Here is a 17,483-nt window from a genome sequence, read left to right on the forward strand (position 1 = left end):
AAATGTCGTCAAATTAGCAACACTTGCGTGCCGACCTTCGCCATAGAGAACAGCTCGGCGATGTCTTCGTTGAAAAGGCCGATGCAGCCATTCGAAGATTTCCGTCCAATCTTGCGCGTGTCATGGGTGCCGTGGATGCGGTAGTACTTCCATCCAAGGTACAAAGCGTGCGTTCCCAATGGGTTATCGGGGCCAGGCGGGATGTAATTGGGCCATTCGGGGTTTCGCCTCTTCATCGACGGCGTTGGAGACCAGCTTGGCCCCTCAACCTTGCGAATGACGCTGGTGCGCCCGCGACGGGTCATCTCCTCGGTCAAAGGAACCGAAGAGGGGTAGAGTTTGTATACAGATTGATCATTTGACCAATAATGCAGCGCTCGCGACGTGGTATCGACCAGAATGGCCCCGTTTCTGGTGTTCGAGAAATAAGGCCGCCAGTCCTGAGCGCGGAATCCTGAGACATTACGCCGGACCGGCGCTTCAGGTTCAGGTGCAGGTCGCAGCGGGTCGCCCGGGATGTACTGCGCGATCGCAGGTGCGGCCAGCAGAGACGAGGCTCCGGCCAGAAACCCCCGGCGGGTCGAAAGAGGAATGTGCTTTTTAACCATGACAAAAGGTCCTTCGTTATGGCGAAATGGAAAATCTGGCCCATTTTATTGCCAGAATGCTTCAGTCGCAAACCAAACCGGCAGAATCATGCAGGCTTTGGTCATTGTGCGTTTGCTCAAGACAGCCTAGCGCGTTATGCCCGTTAGCGACACAATAATCAGGTCGATCATGACGCGTATCTTTTCTTTTCTGTTGATTTGCCTTGTCGCCTTGGCGGCATGTACCGACACGAGCACCACGGCACTGGGTGCCGATGGACGCCCCTTGCCCTCAGTCTACAAAATCCGTGGCAACCCCGAGAAGCTGCAGTTCCGCATGCTCGATTCGGTGAATGCGCTGCGGCAGGCGCAGGGCTTGCAGTCCGTACAACTGAACTCTCAGTTGAACGCGGCGGCCGCTACGCATTCCAAGGATATGGCCCGGCAGAATCGCCCTTGGCACTTCGGATCGGATGGCTCTTCCCCGATCGACCGTGCAGCACGTGTGGGCTATTTCGGGACATTCCTGGGCGAAGCGATCTCGGAAACCTATGAGACGGAAACCGAGACACTGGCCGCCTGGATGCAGGAACCCGGCCCCCGTTCTGTAATCCTTGACCCCAAGGCGACGCAGATGGGCTTTGCTTGGCATCAGGAAAACGGTGGTAAGATCTGGTGGACGCTAGAAATGGGCAACGGAGGCTAACAACCCGCCCCGTCCAAAAAAAAAGCCCGCGATTTTCGCGGGCTTTTTTTGTAATTTCACAAAGATTTAAGCGGCTTGCATGGACTGCGCTTCAGTCAGGATCGCGTATAGCTTGACCGGATCAGGGTTCGCCCTGAGCTTGGCGCAAACAGCGCTGTCACGCAGGGTGCGCGATACCAGTGCCAAAGCCTTGAGGTGATCCACACCCGCCTCTTCGGGCGCAAACAGCGCAAAGGCGATATCCACCGGCTGGCGGTCAACTGCGCTAAAGTCGATCGGCTTTTCAAGCATTACAAAAACGCCCGAGACCGACTCGATCCCGCCCAGCCGCGCATGTGGCAATGCCACGCCATGACCCACACCCGTGGGGCCGAGGCTTTCGCGCTCCAGCAGGCAATCCACGACGACCTGGGTATCCAGGTCCAAAGCACCGGCAGCGACGTCGCCGATTTCCTGAAACAGCCGCTTCTTGCTAGACGCGGCAGATAACACACGTACTGCTTCGGGCTTGAGAATGCTCGAAAGCTCCATGATCATGCTCCATAGCGGCCTTTGCGTGCTAAGGCCGACCTCTCTCAACTTGCCTGTTTAAGGATCAATCCAGCCGATATTGCCGTCATCGCGGCGATACACGACATTCAACCCATCCTTGTTCTCATTCCGGAACACTAACACCGGCGCTCCGGCAAGTTCCATTTGCATTACGGCCTCACCTACGCTGAGCGATGGGATCTTTGTTTCCATCTCAGCCACAATCATGGGCTGTAGCGATTCGGGTTCATCTGCCGTGTTCGATTCGTCAGAGGCGAGGATATAAGAGGACGCCCCAAAGAGTTCAACAGGCTCAGAACGATCCTTGTGATGGTCCTTCAGGCGGCGCTTGTAGCGGCGCAACTGTGTTTCCATCTTGTCACAGCATGCCTCGAACGCTGCATAGATCTCGGTTGCGTGGGCCTTGGCCTGAGCAGTCAGGCCGGTAGATAAATGTACTGTAGTTTCGCATACATATTCATGCGCCGAACGGGAAAAGACGACATTGGCGTCGGTCGGGCGCTGGGCATATTTGCCAACAACTTCGCCCAGTTCGGTCTGCACGTGGGTCTGCAGGGCCGCACCGATGTCGATCTGTTTTCCGCTGATTTGGTAACGCATGTGATCTCCTTCACAATTCACACCCATTCTGACGTTGCGTCACGCAACATGCTTGTTTTTATCGGGTGGGGGATATCGACATTTTGATCGGTTGCTGCCGTCCCAGCCCTTCAGCGAAGGGGTATCGAGATCCAGACTGGAACCGAATAAATGCCATACCCCAATTGAGACAAGAGGCGACGGAAGAGTCAATCAAAACAGCGGTGTATATACGCGATTTCCGCGAAGCGTCCGGCAGAAAATCGCCCAACCCTATGAAATACGGAAGTTTTCGCCCAGATAAACCCGGCGCACGTTTTCGTTCTCGACCACTTCGTCAGGTGTACCTGACATCAGGACCTGCCCGTCATGCAGGATATAGGCACGATCCACGATCTCGAGCGTTTCGCGCACGTTGTGGTCGGTGATCAACACGCCAATCCCTCGTTTCTTCAGATCAGCTACCAGATGCCGGATATCCCCCACGCTGATCGGGTCAACGCCTGCAAAGGGTTCATCAAGAAGCAGATATTTCGGATCGGCGGCCAGACAGCGCGCGATTTCTACCCGGCGCCGTTCACCGCCCGACAGGGCAAGCGCAGGTGCGCGGCGCAGGTGTTCAATCGAGAAGTCCGACAGAAGCTCCTCCAACCGCTCTTTACGGCGATGGGCGTGCTTGACGGTGATATCCAGAACCGAGGCGATATTGTCCTCGACGCTCATGCCGCGGAAAATCGACATCTCCTGCGGCAAATAGCCGATCCCAAGACGCGCGCGCCGATACATCGGCAGCGTCGTGACATTCTGCCCGTCTATCGTGACCTTACCAGCTTCGGGAAAAACTAAACCTGCGACCGAGTAAAAGGTCGTCGTCTTGCCCGACCCGTTCGGACCCAGCAGTGCGACAACCTCGGACCGGTCGAGCGTCATGGACACATCCCGGATAACGGTCTTTTTCCGATAGGATTTGCGCAGTTTCTCGATGCGCAGACCCGCGCTACCTTCCGCGACAGACAAGGTTGGGGCAGCCATCAGTTTCCGCCACCCTGCTGAAGAATGGTTTTAACGCGGCCTGTCATTGTTGCAGTGCCCGAGGTCAGGTTCGCAACCATCTGATCGCCACTGATCGTGCTGGGCCCCTGTGTCAGCAGAACGTTACCCTTCATCACGATCACGCCGGTGTCGATGGTATATTCCGCCTGATCCCCTTCGGCGGCATCCGGAGGGCTGACCAGAACGACATTCTCGGTCGCTTCCATCCGTTCGATGGAGGAGCGGTCCTGACTGTAGATCACCAGAACCCGCTCAGCAGACAGGCGCATTTCCCCCTGAATCACGATCACATTGCCGAGAAACTCGGCCGATCCATCCTCCTGATTGACGTTTAGTGAGTCCGAGGTCACCTCAACCGGCAGGCTGGGGTCGGCCTTGACCGAACCGAATGCAACCTGCGCTTCCTGTGCGATGGCAGAAACCGGGCCCATCAACAGAGCCATGCAAACAAAGAGAAATCGAAAATGGATCACAGGTTATCTTTCTGCTTTTGTTGGCTCATATACCAACTTCACGCCGTCTGTAAAAAGAATATGGACCGGACCGTCCTTTTTTTCAGTGCCAAATTGCATACGACCGGCAGAGAATGTTCCGATGACGCCGGTGCCATCAACCTGACCGGGGGTGTCGCCACGTATTTCTTCCAGCGATGTATTCAATAGGTCGGTCGTGACCTGAATGCCGTCCGAGGTGGTAATCACCACATCGCCAACAAAGGTAGCCGTCCCCTTGTCGGGCCGGATCAGGCCAGAGTTGGAGTCCAGCTTGATTTCACCGCCGTTCAGCATCCCGAACCGCCCGCGAAACTGCGATGCCGTCGGCTCTTCGCCCTCGGACCCTTGGGTCACTCTGGTCGACTCAATCTGGACCTCTTCGCCCTTTTTGGTGGTGCCGCGGTAGTTGGGTTGCGTAATAACCTGCCCGGCCAGGCGATCTTCGATATCCTCCTGCGAGAAGGGCACCGAGACATCAGTCTCGATGCTGCGCGACAGAAGGAAAACGGTGGACAGCAAGACAATCGCCGTCAGAGGCAGCAGCACCTTGAGGAACTGAACCATGCGGGAATAGCGATCCACCGTATCACTCCCTAACCCAGACCGACGCGCAGGCAGTCGTGGATATGCAGCAGACCCTGCGCCCGCCCATCCGCGTCAGGATCAACCACAAAAAGCGATGTGATCTTGCGGTCGTTCATGATGCCTACGGCCTCTTCCGCCATGGCGTTGGGTGCGATGGTCAGAGGATCGCGGGTCATGACCTCATCCGTGGTCTTGTTTAAAAGCCCGTCCATATTGCGGCGCAAATCGCCATCGGTGACGATGCCCAAAAGGCGATCCGCATCATCTGTCACACCCACCACGCCAAAGCTCTTCTGGCTCATGACCAGCAGCGCCTCGCTCATGGATGTGCCGGACCGTACCACGGGCAGATCGGCATGCATGAGGTCGCGGACGGTGGACAGCTGCGCGCCCAGTTTGCCGCCAGGGTGAAACGCGCGGAAGTCCTCGGGCTTGAAATCGCGGTGTTTCATCAGCGCGATCGCCAGCGCATCGCCCATGGCCAGCGTCAGCGTGGTCGAGATCGAGGGCACCATGCCGAACCCACAGGCCTCACCCATAGACGGGATCAGCAGATGCACGTCAGCTTGCTTCATCAACGTGCTTTCCGGCTTGCTGGACAGGCCGATCAGCGGAATGCCGAATCGGCGCGTAAAGGCCAGAAGGTTGACCAGCTCCGGCGCCTCGCCGGAGTTCGAGATCGCCAGAACCACATCATCCTTGGACACCATGCCCAGATCACCGTGGCTCGCCTCGGCAGGGTGGACGAAATACGCGGGCGTGCCGGTCGAGGCCAATGTGGCCGCAATCTTGTGGCCGATATGGCCAGACTTGCCGATACCGCTGATGATGATGCGACCGTTGGCTTGCAGGATCAGCTGCACCGCTTCGGCAAAATCCTCGTTCAGGCCTTCGGCCAGCGCGTCCAGCGCACGGGCCTCATCGGTGACAACCTGACGGGCGGTTTTCAGGAATGCTTCGGTATCGGTCATGAGTGCGCAAAAATATCAGTTTCCGGCCAGCCTGCGAGGTCGAGTTTCGCACGCATCGGCAGGAAGTCAAAACAGGCCTGCGCCATCTCGGTCCGGCCTTCGCGGGCCAGCCGTTTGTTCAGCTCATCCCGCAGACGGTGCAGGTACAACACGTCCGAAGCCGCGTATTCCAGCTGGGCTTCAGACAGAGTCTCGGCGCCCCAATCGCTCATCTGCTGTTGCTTCGAGATATCGACGCCGATCAACTCCTGACACAGGTTTTTCAGCCCGTGGCGGTCGGTATAGGTGCGCACAAGGCGGCTGGCGATCTTGGTGCAATAGACCGGTGCGGCCAGTGCCCCAAAGGCGTGGTACATCGCAGCGATATCGAAACGCCCGAAATGGAACAGTTTCAGCACGTCTGCGTCTTCCAGCATGGCGCAAAGGTTCGGAGCCTCGGTCTGCCCCTTTTCAACCTGAACGATATGGCTGTTTCCGTCGCCGCCGGACATCTGGATCACGCACAAGCGATCCCGATGCGGATTCAACCCCATGGTTTCACAGTCAATGGCCACGATCGGCCCAAGGTCCAGCCCGTCGGGCAGGTCGTTTTTATACAGGTGGTTTGCCACAGAGGTTTCCTTTGTGCGGTCTCGACCCCGAGATAGGCGGTTTATCCGGCAAACTCAACGCTGACCCTGTAGCTTGGCATTCTGTCGCTCTATGGGCTTGATATTATCCCCATGGGGGGGATAAGGATAAACCATGACTGATCACACGCATGAATCGCACCCGCTAATCACCGCCCGCCTGAAACGGGCGCATGGGCATCTGGCGAAAGTCATTGCCATGCTCGAAGATCACGCGCCCTGCTCCGACGTTGCTCAGCAGCTGTTTGCGGTCGAGAAAGCAATCACCAATGCCAAGCGGGTTCTGATCCACGACCATATCGACCATTGTCTGACATCCGAGGACGGGTCGGCCATCGAAGATTTCAAAACCATTACAAAGTACCTCTGACCCATGCTGAGCATCCTGCAAAACCGCACCTATCGCCACCTTCTGGCAGCTCAGGTCGTTGCGTTGACGGGGACCGGGCTGGCGACGATCGCGCTGGGCCTTCTGGCCTATGATCTGGCGGGCGAGGCTGCGGGGATGGTGTTGGGTACAGCTCTGACCATCAAGATGGTGGCCTATGTGGGGATCGCCCCACTGGCGGCGGCGTTTGCAGAACAGCTCGACCGGCGCAGGATGCTGGTGGTACTGGATCTGATCCGGGCTGCGGTCGCCCTGTGCCTGCCCTTCGTGTCTGAGGTCTGGCAGGTCTATGTGCTGATTTTCGTCCTGCAATCGGCCTCGGCCGGGTTCACCCCCGCGTTTCAGGCCACGATTCCCGACGTCCTGACGGATGAGCAGGACTACACGCGCGCGCTGTCCTTGTCTCGCCTTGCCTATGATCTGGAAAGCCTGCTCAGCCCAATGCTGGCGGCTGCGTTGTTGGTCTTTGTCAGCTTTGACACGCTGTTTTGGGGGACCGGAGCTGGGTTTATTGCCTCCGCCCTGCTGGTGGTCTCCGTTGTTTTACCTTCGCCCAAACCCGCAGAGCGACGCGGAATATACGACCGGACAACGCGCGGCATCCGCATCTATCTAACGACAACACGTTTGCGCGGCCTTCTGGCACTCAGCTGGTCTGCAGCCGCGCTCAGCTCCATGGTGATCGTTAATACGGTGGTCCTTGTGCGCGCGGACCTCGCCCTGTCCGAAAGCGCGGTGGCGATTGCTCTGGCTGGGTTCGGAGGCGGCTCGATGATCGCGGCCTTCGTACTTCCCTCTCTGCTGGATCGGTTCAAGGACCGCCGGGTCATGCTGACCGGGGCGACACTTGGCGTGCTGGCAATGGCCGGAGCAGCCATGACATCCGGAGCACTCTCCCTACCGCTGCTCACGGCCTTCTGGGCCTGCGTGGGCTTCGGCTATTCAATGACCCTAACCCCCTCGGGCCGCCTTTTGACCCGCTCGGCCCGGCCCGAAGACCGACCCGCCGTATTTGCCGCCCAGTTTACCCTGTCCCATGCCTGCTGGTTGGTCCTCTATCCGCTATCGGGGTGGCTGATGACCCGTTTCGGCGCAACCGTGGTCATGACCACCACAACCTGTGTTTCTGCCTTGGGAATCGTTGCTGCACTGATCATCTGGCCGCGATCCGACAAAGCCCCCTCGGCGCAGAAGCCTTGAGCCTCCGGGCGCTTCTGCTCTACACAAAAGCGACCCTGCCGGAGGCCCCATGGATCAGCTCGACCGCCGCATCATCACCGCGCTGCAGCACAATGCCCGTGAATCGACCACGAATATCGCGGCCAAGTTGGGCGTGGCCCGCACCACCGTGCATGAGCGGATCAAACGTATGGAAGAGCGTGGCGTGATTGCGGGCTATTCCGTTCAATTGCACGCCACCGACGATACCCCGCGCGTGCAGGTGATCGTGATGCTTGAGGTCCAGCAAAAGGAAACCACCCGCATCATCAAACGGCTTGAGGCCTACCCCGAGGTCAAACGCTGCCTGTCGATCAATGGCGAGTTTGACCTGCTACTGTCTGCCGAGGCCCCCCGGATTGAGGATCTGGATATTCTGGTCGATGAACTGGCCAAAATCCCCGGCGTTCTGCGCACCAATACCAGCGTCGTGTTCGGGCGTAGGATCGACCGAAAATGATGGGGCGATAACCCTCTGTAAACCGATGACTGGCTAGCTTGGCCCGGAATGACCCGAATCCCGGACCGGCAGAATGCCCCATCGTTTCGTCTCGATCGTCTTTGTGCTGATGCTTGCGCTGATTGCGCAGGCCGGGCGTGCCATGCCGGACGCCCGAGCGGGTGATATCTGCGATCAGGCCGCGCGCCGTGCCGCGCTGTCCGAAGGCGTACCACTAGACGTGCTGCGCGCCATTTCACGTGTCGAGACGGGGCGCACCCACGATGGACGGCTGCAACCCTGGCCCTGGACCATCAATGTCGAAGGGCAGGGCTATTGGTTCACCTCCGAGGTCGAGGCAAAAACCTATGTTTTCCGGATTTTCAAAGCCGGCAAGCGCAGCTTTGACATCGGGTGTTTTCAAATCAACTACCGCTGGCACGGCAAGGCCTTCCGCTCGATTGACGCGATGTTCGACCCGCAGGAGAACGCCACCTACGCCGCACGGTTTCTCAAAGACCTCTATGCCGAACTTGGATCCTGGCCCGCCGCCGCCGGGGCCTATCACTCGCGCACGCCCGCCTTGGCCGAGGCCTATCGCGGTCGGTTCCAGGCCGTTCTGGCCCTGCTGGATGGGTCCGTTCCACCCCAAACTCATGTGGCGTCGCGGGACCCTTTCACAGGGGCAGCCGCTCCGCTGATCCCGGTGCAACCGGTTCAATCCAATGGTGGATATCTCGGATCTCTGGTTCCGGCGGCGGGTGCTGCCACCGCCTTCATCGCATTCAACTAGGAGGTCAGCGTGCCCACCATAAACGCCCGGTCACTGTTCTCGCCCACCGTCCTATTGGCACTGGCGCTAATGACCGTCATCGTGATGATGATCCTGCCGATGCCCGCCTGGGTGTTGGATGTAGGGTTGGCCGCCTCCTTTGCGCTGGCCATTTTGATTTTCACCCTGACCCTCTTCATCGAACGTCCGCTGGATTTCTCATCCTTCCCGACGATCCTGCTGGCCTCACTGATGCTGAGGCTATCGCTGAACGTCTCGTCCACTAAACTGATCATCGGTCAGGGCCATACCGGGCCAAATGCCGCCGGTAATGTCATCGAAGGCTTCGCCAATTTCGTTATGGGTGGCAGTATCTTTTTGGGCCTCGTGGTGTTCTGCGTCCTGCTGATTGTGAATTTCATGGTGATCACCAAGGGCGCCGCGCGGATGGCTGAGGTCGGCGCGCGCTTTGCTCTGGACGGGATGCCGGGAAAACAGCTGGCCATCGACAGCGACATGTCCGCCGGGGCCATCGACCACCAGCAAGCCAAAGAGCGGCGCGAACGCGAACAGCAAGAGACGACCTTCTTTGGCTCGCTCGACGGCGCGTCGAAATTCGTCAAAGGTGATGCAGTCGCCGGGCTGCTGATCACGCTGCTGAACCTTGTGATGGGACTGGTCATGGGCGTGATCGTGCATGGCATGCCGGTCACATCCGCCTTTGAAACCTACGCCATTCTGACCGTGGGCGATGGTCTGGTCTCACAAATCCCGGCGGTGATCATCTCCATCGCCTCGGCCCTGTTGCTCGCGCGCGGCGGCACGCAGGGCGCGACCGACAATGCCATCTTCTCGCAACTTGGCAAACACCCGGCCGCGCTGGGCACAGTGGCTGTGTTGATGGTTCTCTTCGCCCTCGTTCCCGGCCTGCCCTTCCTGCCTTTCATGCTGGGCGCGGGTGTCTTGGGATACGCGGCCTACAGGGTCCATCAAAAGCAGAAGGCCGAGACGCTTCAGGCCCAGACCCCCGCGCCCGAGGCGGAAATCCCTGTTTCGCAAGCAATCGGAGATATTCTGGATCTGGACGACGTGCATCTGGAATTCGCGCCCGACCTTGTCAGCATGGTGCTTAATCCCGGAACCGGGTTGGACGCGCGCATTGCGAATATGCGGACCTATGTGGCCTCGACCTTTGGCCTCATCCTGCCCGAGATTCGCCTGACCGACCGCGCCGAACTGCCCACCGGCACCTATGTCATCAAGGTGCAGGGCGTCGAACAGGCACGTGGCGTGCTGAACCCCGATCTGGTGTTGGCGCTGGTGCAGGACGGGCATGAGTTTCTGCCCGACGGCAATGACGTGACCGAGCCTGTCTACGGTGCCCCCGCACGCTGGATTCTGCCCAAAGATCAAGAGGATGCCGCCCTGAACGGGGCCACCATCGTCTCACCGCCCGAGATTCTGGCGACCCATCTGCTGGAGATCATCAAGCAGAACTTCTCACGCCTGCTGACATTGAAGTCCTTGCGACGTCTGTTGTCCGAAATGACCCGCCTCAGCGATCCTGTCCGGGCCGAGGCAAATCGCAAGCTGCTGGATGAACTGATCCCCGACAAGGTGCCGATCGATACGCTGCACGCGGTTCTGAGGTTGCTGCTGGATGAGCGTGTCTCGATCCGCAACATGGCCCTGATCCTGGAAAGCGTGGCCGAAGCACGCCTGACCACCACCCAGCCCGAAGGCATTTGCGAACTGGTCCGCCAGCAGCTGGGCTTTCAGCTGGTGGCCGAGATGAAGCGTGAGGATGGCTCAATCCCGCTGATCCAACTGGCCCCCGAATGGGAGGATACGTTTGCCAGCTACCAGATTGACGGCCCAGCCGCTGGGCTGGACGTGGCATTGCCCCCCAACCTGTTCAACAAGCTGGCCGACGGTGTGGTGGACAGCGTCGCACAATCCGCCGATCACGGGTTGTTTCCAGCCGTCGTGACCTCGACCCGCCGGCGCCGCCTGTTGCGCTCGATCATGCAGGCGCGCGGGGTGTCCAATCCGGTCCTCTCCTTCGAAGAAATCGGGCTCGAGGCTCGCCCCGCCCTGGTCGGAACCGTACCCGCATGATTGCCCTGCCGCCCGAACTGTTGGGACAACTCGGCACGGGGCTGTGGCATGCGTTTGCCGTTTTTCTGAGGGTGTCCGCTGTGGTCACCCTCTTGCCCGCCTTTGGCGAACGCAGCATCCCGGTCCGGGTCAAACTTGCGGTCGCCGCGGCCTTTACCCTGATCGTGTTGCCTGCGGTGCCCTCCCCGCAATCCAACCCGGGCCTGCTGCCGATGGCGCGTCTGGTCGGCACCGAGGTTCTGGTCGGCATGGTTCTGGGCATGGGGTTGCGCCTGTTTGTGCTGGCCTTACAGACCGCCGGGTCCATCGCAGCGCAATCGACATCGTTGTCTCAGCTTCTGGGAGGCGCGGCCGCCGACCCGGCCCCCGCGTTGGGGATGTTCCTGACCTTGGCCGGGCTGGCCCTCGCAGTGCTGATGGGGCTGCACATCCGCGTTGCCGAGTTCCTGATCCACAGCTACGCGATGTTCCCGATGGGGCGGGCCCTCTCTGCCCCCGACCTATCACAATGGGGCGTCAGGCAAGTCGCCCACAGCTTTGGGTTGGCCTTTGCGCTAGCCACTCCGTTCGTGATCGCCTCATTGATCTACAACCTTGCTCTCGGGGTCATCAACAGGGCGATGCCGCAGCTGATGGTCGCCTTTGTCGGCGCCCCGGCCATCACCTTTGCCGGGCTGTTCCTGCTATTTGCCGGGGCACCCCTGATCCTATCCGTCTGGGCGGATGCGCTGTTTTCATTCACCCTAAATCCGCTGGAATCCGGTCGATGAGCGCCGATGACGACATTGACAAGTCCTTTGACCCGACGCCGCAGAAGCTGCAGAAAGCGCGCGAAAAAGGTGAGGTTGCAAAGTCCAACGATCTGTCCGTCGTTGCCGCCTATACCGGTTTGCTGATCGCGCTGCTGACCGTCGGTAAATTCACAGTCGATCAGATGGGAACTCTGTTTGTGGTTTTGATCGACCAGTCGGATGACATCGCTCAGCTTGTTACATCGGGGCCTGCAACAGCACCGGTCGCCGGAATGCTTAAAGGCGCACTTTTGCCGGTGGCCCTTCTGTTTGCACTTCCCACGGCGGCGGTCTTGCTGAGCCTTATCGCCCAGCGCGCGTTGATTTTTGCACCCACCAAGTTGCAACCCAAACTCTCGCGGATCTCTCTCTTGTCCAACGCCAAGAACAAGTTCGGGCGGGGCGGGCTGTTCGAATTCGCCAAGAGCTTTGCCAAACTGCTGATCTACGGCACCTGTCTGGCCCTGTTCCTCAAGGCCAACCTGACCGAGATCGTTTCCGCCAGCGCAGCCCCAGCCCATAGCTCGATCTTGCTGATGATGAACTTGCTGTTTCGCTTTCTGTTCATCGTAGTCGCCATCGCGCTTGCGATAGGGGTCGTCGACTACGTTTGGCAATATGCCGAACACATGCGCAAGAACCGGATGTCGCGCAAGGAAATCCAGGATGAGACGAAGGACGCCGAGGGCGACCCGCATGTCAAACAACAGCGCCGCGCGCGGGCGCAGGAGATTGCGACCAATCCGATGATGGCCGATGTGCCGAAAGCCGACGTCGTGATCGTGAATCCGACCCACTATGCGGTCGCCTTGAAATGGTCTCGGGCGGTCGGCGCAGCCCCGGTCTGTGTGGCCAAGGGGGTCGATGAGGTGGCCGCCGCGATCCGGTCGGCTGCGGGCGAGGCCGGAGTTCCCAACCATTCCGACCCGCCAACGGCGCGCGCGATTCACGCGACCGTCGAGATCGGGCAGGAGATCGCCGAAGAACACTATCGCCCGGTCGCTGCTGCGATCCGGTTTGCCGAAGCCATGCGAAAGCGCGCGAAAGGACAGATTGGATGAAACGCCACGAACTGCCCGCCCTGAAATCGGTCACCGAAGCGGTCTATCAAAGCGAATATCAAAAGCTGCGCCCCGTGTTGGAGGCCGAAGCGCGTGTGCAGGCTCAGTTGGCGCGTCTTGACGCTCAGGTTGTGCAAACCCGTCAGGACAGTGCGGTGACCGACGGGTATCAGATCACCGGAACCGATGTTTTGTGGAATGGATGGGAAGCCGCGACACGGCGGCAATTGAACATGGAATTGGCGCGATGCCGGGCGCAGAAACTCGCAGCCATGCAGCAACTCCGCCAGGCCTTTGGGCGCAAACAAGCCGTTGAACGTTTGAATGACACCCTCAAGGCCGAACAGAAACGCGCGCGGTCACGGCCCAAACCGTGACGGCCTCAGGTATCCTGGCGGCTGACACTCATGATCAGGACCTTGGAGACATCATCGCCCAGATCCTTCTTCGCCACCTCAAGCAGAGATTTTCGCAAGGTGCCGAGGTTGTCGGAATGCGTGAAAGCACCGTCGAACCCTCCGGTATTGGCGTGATCGAACAGCACTTGCAGAAAACCGTCCCGCAGCTTTGGCTCGATCGCATAGAAGGTTTCGGTGATGGCCGAGTTTGCCTCAAGGCTCAGGGACATGGTGACGAGGGCTGAGATCTCCTCATCTTCCACAATCGGCACGACAAATTGCTTGGTGAGCTTGAGGTATTCGAAGCCGCCGCCCTCACCCTTTTTCCCTTTGTCCTTTTCCTTGGACTTGGCGGGTTTTTCCTTTGTTTCTTTGTCGGCCTTTTCCACCTTTTCGGTCTTCTCAGACTCGACCTTTGCCTCGCCGCCGCCAAGGAATTTCCCAGCGCCAATGCCGGCGCCCGTGCCAGCGATCAGAAAGATCACAGGAAGCAGTTTCTTGATCATGAGAACCCCTTAGAACGGCAAAACGGTATCGAGGATCTGCTGGCCGTAGCGCGGCTGTTGCACATCCGTGATCTGCCCGCGACCGCCATAGGACACACGCGCCGAGGCGATCTTGTCATAGGTGATCTCATTCTTGCGCGAGATGTCCTGTGGGCGCACATAACCTGCCACCAGCAGCTCTCGCAGTTCGAAATTCACGCGCAGCTCTTGCGCGCCCGAGATCGACAGCACTCCGTTCGGCAGCACGTCAATCACCGTTGCGGCCACGCGCAGGGTCAGTTTCTCATTCCGTCGCACCGATCCGCGGCCGGAACTTGAGGCCTCAGATTCGATCCCAACGGCCTCGTCGAACGAGGCCCCTTCGGGCAGTTTATCCTGTGCCCTTTGCGGCAACCCGAACAAGTTTGGCACTGACAGGTTTTCAGATCCTGACCGCGACCTGTTGGTGTTGTTGGAAATCTCGGCCTCTTCATCCAGCTCGATTACGACAGTCAGGATATCGCCTTTCTTTATGGCCCTCTGGTCACCTAACAGCGATTGCTGCCCTCCGCTCCACAGCGATGAGCGATCCACAGTGCGTTGCGGCTGGGTATGTAGCGGCAGGCCCGGCCACAGCATCGCCACCTGTTCCGGCGAATCCTCGGTCGGCGTGAAGCTGGGCGGTTTGCCCAGGTGATCCAGTCGCCCGCAGGCCGAAATCGTAAGTACCGCAAGAAGAAGGGGTTTTGACAATCCAGACATCATTTTACCTCGATTTGACCATCGGGCCGAATGCGGCCCGTCACTGTTGTCCGCGAGGACAGGTTCATTACACGAATTCGATCCCCCACCGCGCCCCGGCCCAGCGCGCGGCCTTCGGTGGTGATCGATAGCGGCTGGCTGCTGAACACCAAAACGACCAGATCGTTGCGATCCACAAGCGCGGGCGGACCGACATCCGCCGCGCGAATGGGGCGGCCGGGATAGAGCGCAACGCGGGCCTCCTGCCCGATCAGCACATTCGGATCGTTTACAGCGCCCGGCAGATCACGGGGCTTTACCTCAAGATCTGTGGGCGTGATAATCTCTTTCGCGCGGATCGTCCGTGTCGGCACCACAATCTCGGCGAGGGCCCCAACCGGAGCCATCAGGGTCAGGCCAAGCAGCAACACACGCATCAGCGCACCTGTGTCGTCGCGCTCATCATCTGATCGACGGCGGTGATGACCTTGGCATTCATCTCATAACCTCGCTGGGCTTCGATCAGTTCGGTCACCTCGCGCACAGCGTCGACCGAGCTGTCCTCAAGATATCCCTGCCGCAATGTGCCCAAGCCGTCCTCGCCCGTGACGCCCTGCACCGGCGCGCCGGAAGCCTCGGTCTCTTTGAACAGGTTGCTGCCAATGGCTTCCAACCCCTTGGCATTCGAGAAACTGGTTAAGGTGAATTCGCCCAACCGTTGACCTTCGGGGGCATCGTCGAAATAGGCGTAGACCTCGCCTGATGCATTGATCGAAATGGACCGCGCATCGTCGGGGATTGTGATCTCGGGCGAGACGGCAAACCCATCCGATGTGACGATCAGCCCTTCGGCCGAACGTTTCAAACTGCCATCACGCGTAAACGCGGCCTGACCGTTGGGTAACGTCACCTCAAGATAACCGCGCCCTTCGATGGCCACATCCAGATCATTGCCCGTAGCCGAAACGGCCCCTTGTGCCAGCTGCACCGTCACGGCGGCAGGGCGCACGCCCAGACCCAGCTGAATGCCCGTTGGCAACACGGTCCCGTCTGAGGCATTGACCGCGCCGGCCCGCGCCATTTGTTGGTAGTGCAGATCCGCGAACTCGGCCCGGCGGGCGTTGTATCCGGTGGTGTTCATGTTCGCGAGGTTGTTCGAGATCGTCTCGACCCGCATTTGCTGCGCGGTCATACCTGTTGCTGCGATTTTCAATGCCCGCATGTGATGTCTCCTTTCTTAGCGCATCAGCGCCTTGAGCGCGCCGCGTACTCGTTCATGTTCGGTTTCGAGAAAGCTCTGACCCAATTCATAGGCGCGCTGGATTTCGATCAGCCGGGTCACCTGAGCGATGGCGTTGACATTCGAGCCTTCGAGAAATCGGTGCAAAACGACCGGTTCATCAACAGGGTCAATATTGCCTGTCGTACTGAACCGCGTATTGCCCTCTCGCACCAGATCCTTGAGTTCTTCGACGCGGTAAACCCCGATCTGACCCAGCAATTGCCCTTCGACGCTGAGCGTGCCGTCACTGCCCACATCAATCGAGGCCGCGTCGGGCGGGATGAAAACCGGCGAGCCATTGCTGTCCAACACTCGCGCGCCATCCGGAGCGACCAAGTCACCCTCAGCATTGGGGGAGAAGCTGCCCGCACGGGTCAGCCGGTTGCCTTCGGGTGTTTCAACCATGAAGAAACCGTCCCCTTCGATAGCAAAGTCGAACTGCCCTCCGGTTTCGGTCAGGACCCCTTGCTGTTGAGAGGTATTGCGCGCCTCGGCCCGGCTCATGGACAGAGACGGATTACCCGGCATGTCGCGGACAAATTCCGAGAACACCAGCCCCTGCGCGCGATAGCCGGTAGTGTTGGCATTGGCGATGTTATTCGCCACCAGCCGCATTTCATTCATCAGCCCGGATTGGCGGGACAGGGTGACATAGGCGGTATCCATCAGCGACCTCCTGCGATCAGCGGAACCAGGGTTCCCGTGAAAAACGTGACAAGTGTCTGGGTCATGAACCCCATCGAAATCCAGAACACGACAACGATGGCGATCAGTTTGGGCACGAAGGTCAGCGTCATCTCCTGCACCGAGGTGAGGGCCTGAAACAGACCTACGATCAGGCCCGAGATCAGCGCCACCGTCAGGATCGGGACCGAGGTGATCACCGCGACCCAAAGCGACTGACGGACGATATCGTAGAAAAGACCTTCGCTCAGCATGGCTCAGACCGGCATTCTCAGGATTTCCTGATAGGCCTCGACCACCTTGTTTCGGACGATCACGGCGGTTTCGACGGCCAGTTCCGTCTGGGCCAGAGCCTGCACCAGCGCATGCGGGTCGGCCTGCCCGGTCATCGCGGCCTGCGACATCTGCTCGCTTTGCTTGAGGGTTGTGGCAAAGTCCTGAAACGTTGAACGCAGGCCTTGTGCCATGCCTTCATGGTCGGGATTGGCCTGCGTTGCAGGGCGGGCGACAGTATAGTTCTGTGCGGCGGTCAGGGATCGGATATCCATTCTGGTTCTCCTTTATTTTCTAAGCAATTCCATAAGTGCCGACGACATCTGCCGCGTCTGATCGAACATCTTCAGATTGGCCTCATAGCTTCGCTGGGCCTCACGCGCGTCTGCGATCTCGATCATCAGATCGACATTCGAGCCGAGGTAGTGCCCGCTTTCATCGGCAAGCGGATGACTCGGGTCGTGAATGCGAGACAGGTCGCGGCGATCCAGCTGCACGCGGCCCGCCTGAACCATCGCTTTTCCATCCTGCTGGACGGTCTCAAAAGGGACGGTTTTACGCCGGTATCCGGGCGTATCCGCGTTCGAGATATTCTCGGACACGTGCCGCAAGCGGGCCGCTTGCGCGCGCAAAGCACTGGCCGAGGCAGACAGGGAATGGGAAAAATCGCTCATATC

Annotated in this window: 25 protein-coding genes; 9 read left to right on the top strand and 16 right to left on the bottom strand. The window is 59.3% G+C overall.

Annotated features, from left to right (window positions below; genetic code table 11):
* Positions 1-8 precede the first annotated feature (8 nt).
* The gene (locus tag ACR3FB_RS16110; protein WP_480566233.1) at positions 9-608 is read right to left on the bottom strand and encodes a L,D-transpeptidase; all 600 of its coding nucleotides are present in this window, start codon (positions 606-608) and stop codon (positions 9-11) included.
* A 169-nt stretch (positions 609-777) separates the two neighbouring features.
* On the opposite strand from ACR3FB_RS16110, the gene dalA reads away from it, so the two are divergent.
* On the top strand, positions 778-1,293 hold the full coding sequence (dalA, locus tag ACR3FB_RS16115; RefSeq protein WP_425084174.1) for a divisome-associated lipoprotein DalA: 516 nt from the start codon (positions 778-780) through the stop codon (positions 1,291-1,293).
* Between the two features lie 66 nt (positions 1,294-1,359).
* On the opposite strand, the gene ACR3FB_RS16120 is transcribed toward dalA, so the two are convergent.
* From ACR3FB_RS16120 to ACR3FB_RS16150, 7 genes are all read right to left on the bottom strand, one after another.
* Positions 1,360-1,824: a PTS sugar transporter subunit IIA gene (locus ACR3FB_RS16120; RefSeq protein ID WP_170379958.1), complete on the bottom strand. Its 465-nt coding sequence runs from the start codon at positions 1,822-1,824 to the stop codon at positions 1,360-1,362.
* 57 nt (positions 1,825-1,881) lie between these two features.
* Positions 1,882-2,445 carry a ribosome hibernation-promoting factor, HPF/YfiA family gene (gene hpf, locus ACR3FB_RS16125; protein WP_170379957.1) on the bottom strand — a complete coding sequence of 188 codons (564 nt, stop codon included), beginning with the start codon at positions 2,443-2,445 and terminating at the stop codon, positions 1,882-1,884.
* Positions 2,446-2,697: 252 nt separating this feature from the next.
* Positions 2,698-3,456 carry an LPS export ABC transporter ATP-binding protein gene (lptB, locus tag ACR3FB_RS16130; RefSeq protein WP_170379956.1) on the bottom strand — a complete coding sequence of 253 codons (759 nt, stop codon included), beginning with the start codon at positions 3,454-3,456 and terminating at the stop codon, positions 2,698-2,700.
* Positions 3,456-3,950, bottom strand: coding sequence for an LptA/OstA family protein (locus ACR3FB_RS16135; protein ID WP_425084173.1), 495 nt, complete (start codon positions 3,948-3,950; stop codon positions 3,456-3,458). The genes lptB and ACR3FB_RS16135 overlap by 1 nt, the downstream gene beginning before the upstream one ends.
* Before the next feature lie 3 nt (positions 3,951-3,953).
* Positions 3,954-4,553, bottom strand: a complete 600-nt coding sequence (gene lptC / locus ACR3FB_RS16140; RefSeq protein ID WP_170470960.1) for an LPS export ABC transporter periplasmic protein LptC — start codon at positions 4,551-4,553, stop codon at positions 3,954-3,956.
* Between the two features lie 11 nt (positions 4,554-4,564).
* Positions 4,565-5,527 carry a KpsF/GutQ family sugar-phosphate isomerase gene (locus tag ACR3FB_RS16145; protein WP_480566230.1) on the bottom strand — a complete coding sequence of 321 codons (963 nt, stop codon included), beginning with the start codon at positions 5,525-5,527 and terminating at the stop codon, positions 4,565-4,567.
* Positions 5,524-6,138 (bottom strand): ribonuclease D, encoded by a 615-nt coding sequence (locus ACR3FB_RS16150; RefSeq protein ID WP_170641863.1) that lies wholly within the window; start codon positions 6,136-6,138, stop codon positions 5,524-5,526. Before ACR3FB_RS16150 ends, ACR3FB_RS16145 begins: the two co-directional genes overlap by 4 nt.
* A gap of 133 nt (positions 6,139-6,271) precedes the next feature.
* Here ACR3FB_RS16150 and ACR3FB_RS16155 point away from each other — a divergent pair, with 133 nt between their 5' ends.
* From ACR3FB_RS16155 to ACR3FB_RS16190, 8 genes are all read left to right on the top strand, one after another.
* Complete coding sequence (locus ACR3FB_RS16155) at positions 6,272-6,526, top strand: metal-sensing transcriptional repressor (RefSeq protein ID WP_170550346.1); 255 nt, start codon at positions 6,272-6,274, stop codon at positions 6,524-6,526.
* A 3-nt stretch (positions 6,527-6,529) separates the two neighbouring features.
* On the top strand, positions 6,530-7,744 hold the full coding sequence (locus ACR3FB_RS16160; protein WP_480566227.1) for an MFS transporter: 1,215 nt from the start codon (positions 6,530-6,532) through the stop codon (positions 7,742-7,744).
* 49 nt (positions 7,745-7,793) lie between these two features.
* Entirely contained in the window at positions 7,794-8,222 is a 429-nt protein-coding gene (locus tag ACR3FB_RS16165) for an Lrp/AsnC family transcriptional regulator (RefSeq protein ID WP_170379949.1), read from the top strand.
* Positions 8,223-8,295: 73 nt separating this feature from the next.
* Complete coding sequence (locus ACR3FB_RS16170; protein ID WP_480566225.1) at positions 8,296-8,994, top strand: lytic transglycosylase domain-containing protein; 699 nt, start codon at positions 8,296-8,298, stop codon at positions 8,992-8,994.
* A 69-nt stretch (positions 8,995-9,063) separates the two neighbouring features.
* Positions 9,064-11,091: a flagellar biosynthesis protein FlhA gene (gene flhA, locus ACR3FB_RS16175; RefSeq protein WP_480566304.1), complete on the top strand. Its 2,028-nt coding sequence runs from the start codon at positions 9,064-9,066 to the stop codon at positions 11,089-11,091.
* Positions 11,088-11,861 carry a flagellar biosynthetic protein FliR gene (locus tag ACR3FB_RS16180; protein ID WP_480566223.1) on the top strand — a complete coding sequence of 258 codons (774 nt, stop codon included), beginning with the start codon at positions 11,088-11,090 and terminating at the stop codon, positions 11,859-11,861. Before flhA ends, ACR3FB_RS16180 begins: the two co-directional genes overlap by 4 nt.
* On the top strand, positions 11,858-12,943 hold the full coding sequence (gene flhB, locus ACR3FB_RS16185; RefSeq protein ID WP_480566221.1) for a flagellar type III secretion system protein FlhB: 1,086 nt from the start codon (positions 11,858-11,860) through the stop codon (positions 12,941-12,943). The genes ACR3FB_RS16180 and flhB overlap by 4 nt, the downstream gene beginning before the upstream one ends.
* Positions 12,940-13,320, top strand: a complete 381-nt coding sequence (locus ACR3FB_RS16190) for a hypothetical protein (protein WP_170491458.1) — start codon at positions 12,940-12,942, stop codon at positions 13,318-13,320. The genes flhB and ACR3FB_RS16190 overlap by 4 nt, the downstream gene beginning before the upstream one ends.
* A gap of 5 nt (positions 13,321-13,325) precedes the next feature.
* Here ACR3FB_RS16190 and ACR3FB_RS16195 read toward each other — a convergent pair whose 3' ends face one another.
* The 8 genes from ACR3FB_RS16195 to flgC are packed head-to-tail and all read right to left on the bottom strand — an operon-like array spanning position 13,326 to position 17,480.
* On the bottom strand, positions 13,326-13,847 hold the full coding sequence (locus ACR3FB_RS16195) for a flagellar basal body-associated protein FliL (protein ID WP_480566219.1): 522 nt from the start codon (positions 13,845-13,847) through the stop codon (positions 13,326-13,328).
* A 9-nt stretch (positions 13,848-13,856) separates the two neighbouring features.
* Positions 13,857-14,588 carry a flagellar basal body L-ring protein FlgH gene (gene flgH, locus ACR3FB_RS16200; protein WP_419741405.1) on the bottom strand — a complete coding sequence of 244 codons (732 nt, stop codon included), beginning with the start codon at positions 14,586-14,588 and terminating at the stop codon, positions 13,857-13,859.
* Positions 14,588-15,004: a flagellar basal body P-ring formation chaperone FlgA gene (flgA, locus tag ACR3FB_RS16205; RefSeq protein ID WP_480566217.1), complete on the bottom strand. Its 417-nt coding sequence runs from the start codon at positions 15,002-15,004 to the stop codon at positions 14,588-14,590. The genes flgH and flgA overlap by 1 nt, the downstream gene beginning before the upstream one ends.
* Positions 15,004-15,789: a flagellar basal-body rod protein FlgG gene (gene flgG, locus ACR3FB_RS16210; RefSeq protein ID WP_480566215.1), complete on the bottom strand. Its 786-nt coding sequence runs from the start codon at positions 15,787-15,789 to the stop codon at positions 15,004-15,006. The genes flgA and flgG overlap by 1 nt, the downstream gene beginning before the upstream one ends.
* Positions 15,790-15,804: 15 nt before the next feature.
* Positions 15,805-16,515 carry a flagellar hook-basal body complex protein gene (locus ACR3FB_RS16215; RefSeq protein ID WP_480566213.1) on the bottom strand — a complete coding sequence of 237 codons (711 nt, stop codon included), beginning with the start codon at positions 16,513-16,515 and terminating at the stop codon, positions 15,805-15,807.
* Positions 16,515-16,787, bottom strand: a complete 273-nt coding sequence (locus tag ACR3FB_RS16220; RefSeq protein WP_425084158.1) for a flagellar biosynthetic protein FliQ — start codon at positions 16,785-16,787, stop codon at positions 16,515-16,517. Before ACR3FB_RS16220 ends, ACR3FB_RS16215 begins: the two co-directional genes overlap by 1 nt.
* Before the next feature lie 3 nt (positions 16,788-16,790).
* Entirely contained in the window at positions 16,791-17,081 is a 291-nt protein-coding gene (gene fliE / locus ACR3FB_RS16225) for a flagellar hook-basal body complex protein FliE (RefSeq protein ID WP_170463000.1), read from the bottom strand.
* 12 nt (positions 17,082-17,093) lie between these two features.
* A complete protein-coding gene (gene flgC / locus ACR3FB_RS16230) occupies positions 17,094-17,480 on the bottom strand; it encodes a flagellar basal body rod protein FlgC (RefSeq protein ID WP_480566211.1) in 387 nt (128 codons plus the stop codon).
* Positions 17,481-17,483: the final 3 nt, after the last annotated feature.

It is taken from the genome of Ruegeria sp. AO1 (assembly GCF_056535985.1).